Source organism: Pseudomonas sp. NPDC087804, from assembly GCF_044742965.1.
GTDB classification, from domain to species: Bacteria; Pseudomonadota; Gammaproteobacteria; order Pseudomonadales; family Pseudomonadaceae; genus Aquipseudomonas; species Aquipseudomonas rustica.
On sequence record NZ_JBIUVN010000057.1, the window covers coordinates 1 to 4,337 of the forward strand.

General features: G+C 57.8%; 5 protein-coding genes and 1 pseudogene. 4 read left to right on the forward strand and 2 right to left on the reverse strand.

Annotation, left to right across the window (positions count from 1 at the left end; translation table 11 throughout):
• On the reverse strand, positions 1-127 hold a 127-nt coding region (locus ACIOMO_RS27700), incomplete at its 3' end, for a hypothetical protein (RefSeq protein WP_401244665.1).
• Positions 128-776: 649 nt separating this feature from the next.
• Here ACIOMO_RS27700 and rluC point away from each other — a divergent pair.
• The 3 genes from rluC to sppA are packed head-to-tail and all read left to right on the forward strand — an operon-like array spanning position 777 to position 3,399.
• Positions 777-1,736 carry a 23S rRNA pseudouridine(955/2504/2580) synthase RluC gene (gene rluC / locus ACIOMO_RS27705; protein ID WP_045123283.1) on the forward strand — a complete coding sequence of 320 codons (960 nt, stop codon included), beginning with the start codon at positions 777-779 and terminating at the stop codon, positions 1,734-1,736.
• The gene (locus ACIOMO_RS27710; protein ID WP_053122618.1) at positions 1,723-2,385 is read left to right on the forward strand and encodes an HAD-IA family hydrolase; all 663 of its coding nucleotides are present in this window, start codon (positions 1,723-1,725) and stop codon (positions 2,383-2,385) included. Before rluC ends, ACIOMO_RS27710 begins: the two co-directional genes overlap by 14 nt.
• 24 nt (positions 2,386-2,409) lie before the next feature.
• A complete protein-coding gene (sppA, locus tag ACIOMO_RS27715; RefSeq protein WP_401244663.1) occupies positions 2,410-3,399 on the forward strand; it encodes a signal peptide peptidase SppA in 990 nt (329 codons plus the stop codon).
• A gap of 119 nt (positions 3,400-3,518) precedes the next feature.
• Here the strand turns inward: sppA and ACIOMO_RS27720 are convergent, their stop codons facing one another.
• A complete protein-coding gene (locus ACIOMO_RS27720) occupies positions 3,519-4,097 on the reverse strand; it encodes a nucleoside triphosphate pyrophosphatase (protein WP_212548975.1) in 579 nt (192 codons plus the stop codon).
• 105 nt (positions 4,098-4,202) lie between these two features.
• Between ACIOMO_RS27720 and ACIOMO_RS27725 the strand changes: the two are divergent.
• Positions 4,203-4,337: pseudogene (locus tag ACIOMO_RS27725) on the forward strand (metal-binding protein); the annotation flags it as partial.

Below are 4,337 nucleotides of genomic sequence, written 5' to 3' on the forward strand. Positions count from 1 at the left end.
GCTCGAAGAGGCGTTGGCCAGCTACCAGTCCAACACGCAACTCTTCGGGTTGAGTTGCGTTAATCAGCATTCTTTTCATGTAGTACCGTCGGTTTCCGGGCTGCCGGAAACGGCGTTCGGCACACACGACTTCTCACGGTCGGTGTCAGGTGCGTCGGGAGTGGTTGGCCATTCCCGTGTCCAGCGATATGCGGCCAATTGGGCCGATATAGCGACGTACGCGTCCTGCTTGCTGTGGCTACTTAAGCACTCAGTCAGGAGGAGGAATCAACCGTGGCTGTGGACGAGATGAAGCGTCTTGATAAAGCCTATTGCTACACAGTCCAGCGGTTGTGCATCTCCACCCTACACGTATCCCTGATAATTCGGGTGCTGCCGCGCGCAGAATCCGCAGCGGGTTGGCATTTACCGTGAGCTCCGAAAGGGGAGGTCACGCATCATGGCTAATCAGGCGGTGTTTCCGAAGCTCTCGCTCGGGGTCATCTGCGGTTGACTGCACTTTGTGAACTGGCCGTGAATATCTGCCTGTCAGGCGAGTAAAAACTCTGCTCGACGGTGTAATTCAGGCCTCATGTCACCTGCGCTTGTTACAACTGCAAACTCCACCGTTACGTAGCAAAAGCCCCGTAGGACGGCCTCGCGTCCTGGTGAATTGCGATGGTCAGGGCCGGTTTTTGACCGTGGTGCCGCTGTCCAGGCCGCTTTTGGCGGCGTTCGCGACTATAGCAGCAATGATTAAGTGCTTCAATTCCATAAAAATTGTTATCATCCGCGGCATGACAACTACTGCCCCTTCGACTCCAGGCGTTCAATTGCTTGAAGTCTCGCCGGAGTATGCCGGCCAACGAATCGACAATTTCCTCCTCGCCCGGCTCAAAGGCGTGCCCAAGACCTTGATTTACCGCATTTTGCGCAAAGGCGAAGTGCGCGTGAACAAAGGTCGGATCAAGCCCGAATACAAGCTGCAGGCCGGCGATATCGTGCGCGTGCCGCCCGTTCGCGTGCCTGAGCGCGACGAACCGGTGCCATTGGCCCAGGGGCTGTTGCAGCGCCTGGAAGCCTCGATTGTCTTCGAAGACAAAGCCCTGATCGTGATCAACAAGCCCGCGGGCATTGCGGTTCACGGCGGCAGTGGCTTGAATTTCGGTGTGATCGAAGCCTTTCGTCAGTTGCGCCCGGATACCAAAGAGCTGGAGCTGGTTCACCGTCTCGACCGTGACACCTCCGGCCTGCTGATGATCGCCAAAAAGCGCAGCATGTTGCGTCACCTCCACGAGCAATTGCGTGGTGATGGCGTCGACAAGCGCTACATGGCGCTGGTGCGTGGCAACTGGGCGACCTCGATCAAGAAAGTCAGCGCGCCATTGCTCAAGAGCAATCTGCGTTCCGGCGAGCGCATGGTCGAAGTCAACGAAGAAGGCAAAGAAGCCTTGACGATGTTCAAGGTGCTGCGCCGCTTCGGGGATTTCGCCACCATGGTTGAAGCCAAACCGGTTACCGGTCGCACCCACCAGATTCGCGTGCACACCTTGCATGCTGGCCATTGCATTGCTGGCGACAGCAAGTATGGCGATGAGGATTTCACCAAGGAAATCCGCGATCTGGGCGGCAAGCGTCTGTTTCTGCACGCTTACATGCTGACCGTGCCGCTGCCGGATGGCGGCAAGCTGACCTTGCAGGCGCCGGTCGACGAAATGTGGGCCAAGACCGTGGAGCGATTGAGTGCGCCCATCTGATTACAAGCTGCTGATTTTTGATTGGGACGGCACGCTGGCCGATTCCATCCATCGGATCGTCGAGGCGATGCACTCGGCATCCGGGCGCTCCGGTTTCGAGTTGCGCGATGATTTCGCCGTCAAAGGCATCATCGGCCTAGGCCTGCCTGAGGCGATCCGCACCTTGTATCCCGAGATCAGTGACGCCGAAATGACCTTGTTTCGCGAGTATTACGCTGATCACTACATCGCCGCCGAAGCCGTGCCTTCGCCGTTGTTCGAAGGGGTGGTCGAGTCGATGGCGTCGTTCCGCGAGCAGGGTTATCACCTGGCCGTGGCCACCGGCAAGAATCGCCGGGGTCTGGATCGGGTGCTCAAGGCCAATGGCTGGGAAGATTATTTCGATATCACCCGCGCTGCCGATGAAACTGCGAGCAAGCCGCACCCTCTGATGCTGGAGCAGATCCTTGCTCATTGCGGCGTGCGCGCCGAACAGGCGCTGATGGTTGGCGATTCGTCCTTCGATCTGCTGATGGCGCGTAACGCGGGGATGGATTCGGTGGCGGTCAGTTATGGCGCGCAATCGATCGAATCGCTGCAGCAGTTCGAGCCGCGCCTGTCGATCGACCGTTTTTCCGAATTGCATGCCTGGCTGGCGCAGCAGGCTTAATACGTTTTTGCTGGGGTGGATGGCATGACCGACGAATGGAAAGCACCGGCCAAGGCAGATGCCGACGGCGGTGACGAGAAAAGCTGGAAGCTGCTGGAGAAGACTCTCCTGGCCGGCGTGCAAGAGCAGCGCCGTTCGCGGCGTTGGGGGATTTTCTTCAAGCTGCTGACGTTTGTTTATCTGTTTATTGCGCTGATCCTGTTCACGCCGCTGATGGACATGGAAAAGAGCGCCACCCGTAGCGATAACTACACCGCGTTGATCGATGTCATCGGGGTGATTGCCGATAAAGAGCCGGCCAGCGCCGATAATATTGTCGGCAGTCTGCGCGCTGCGTTTGAGGACAAGAAGGTCAAAGGTGTCGTCCTGCGCATCAACAGCCCGGGCGGCAGTCCGGTGCAGTCAGGTTATGTGTATGACGAGATCAAACGCCTGCGTGGCCTGCACCCGGATATCAAGGTGTATGCCGTGATTTCCGACCTGGGTGCCTCCGGTGCTTATTACATCGCCAGCGCGGCGGATCAGATTTATGCCGACAAGGCGAGTCTGGTCGGTTCGATCGGGGTGACGGCGGCCGGTTACGGTTTTGTCGGCACCATGGAGAAGCTTGGCGTTGAGCGTCGCACGTACACCTCGGGCGAACACAAGTCGTTCCTCGATCCGTTCCAGCCGCAGAAGCCGGATGAAACGGCGTTCTGGCAGACGGTGCTGGATACCACGCACAAACAGTTCATCAATAGCGTCAAGCAGGGCCGTGGTGATCGTCTGAAGGACAAAGAGCATCCGGAACTGTTCTCCGGGCTGGTCTGGTCGGGCGAGCAGGCGCTGCCGTTAGGTTTGATCGATGGGCTGGGCAATGCCAGCTCGGTTGCGCGGGATGTGATTGGCGAGAAAGAACTGGTGGATTTCACCGTTCAGGAATCGCCGTTTGATCGCTTCTCGAAAAAGCTTGGCGCCAGCGTGGCTGAGCAGTTGGCGATGTGGATGGGTTTCCACGGGCCATCGTTGCGTTAATTCGTTGTAAAGATCAAAAGATCGCAGCCTGCGGCAGCTCCTACACGTTTCATGTCCGATCGCATTTTTGTGATGACATGAATCCTGTAGGAGCTGCCGAAGGCTGCGATCTTTTGCTTTTAAGGAATCTGCACGCCTTCCACCAACAGCATGTCAATCAGCCGAATCAATGGCAGGCCGATCAGGCTGGTCGCGTCCGGCCCTTCAGTAGACTGAAACAAGCTCACCCCCAACCCTTCAGCCTTGAAGCTGCCAGCGCAGTCATAAGGCTGCTCAATGCGCAGATAGCGCTCAATGCGCGCCTGATCGAGCTGGCGCATGTGTACGGTAAACGGCACGCAGTCGACCTGGCATTCGCCGGTCTGGCTGTTGAGCAGTGCCAGGCCGGTCAGGAAGGTCACGCTGGCGCCGCTGGCGGCCATCAGTTGCTCGCGGGCCTTCTCGAAGGTGTGCGGCTTGCCGATGATCTGCTCGCCGAGCACGGCAACCTGGTCAGAGCCGATGATCAGGTGCGCAGGATGACTGTCGGCCAATGCCCGGGCTTTTTGTTCGGCGAGGCGTTTGACCAGTTCGATGGCTGGCTCGCCCGGACGATGACTTTCATCGATATCCGGCGAGGAGCAGACGAACGGCACGTGCAGTCTGGCGAGCAATTCGCGACGATATGTCGAGCTTGAAGCGAGTAATAAAGGCAGCATTCGTGTCTCCTGAGGCAGGTGCGAATTCTAGCGGAGGCGTGCAAGTGACGGACAGGGAACAATTTCCTTTGACATGGGTGGGTGCATCCCTATAATGCTGCGCCTATGTTGAATGACCCGATTCCACCTCACGTTGACCCGCGCAAATTGGCTGATCGTGGCACCACCCTTCAAGGTGAATTGCTGCTAGACGATATTAAGAGACTCTGCGACCCGCTTTCCGACGATGTCGGTACGGTG

What these genes read in the sequence shown, in the direction of transcription:
- rluC (WP_045123283.1), top strand. Translation starts at nt 777, where the DNA reads ATGACAACTACTGCCCCTTCGACTCCAGGCGTTCAATTGCTTGAAGTC.
- sppA (WP_401244663.1), top strand. Translation starts at nt 2,410, where the DNA reads ATGACCGACGAATGGAAAGCACCGGCCAAGGCAGATGCCGACGGCGGT.
- ACIOMO_RS27720 (WP_212548975.1), bottom strand. Translation starts at nt 4,097, where the DNA reads ATGCTGCCTTTATTACTCGCTTCAAGCTCGACATATCGTCGCGAATTG.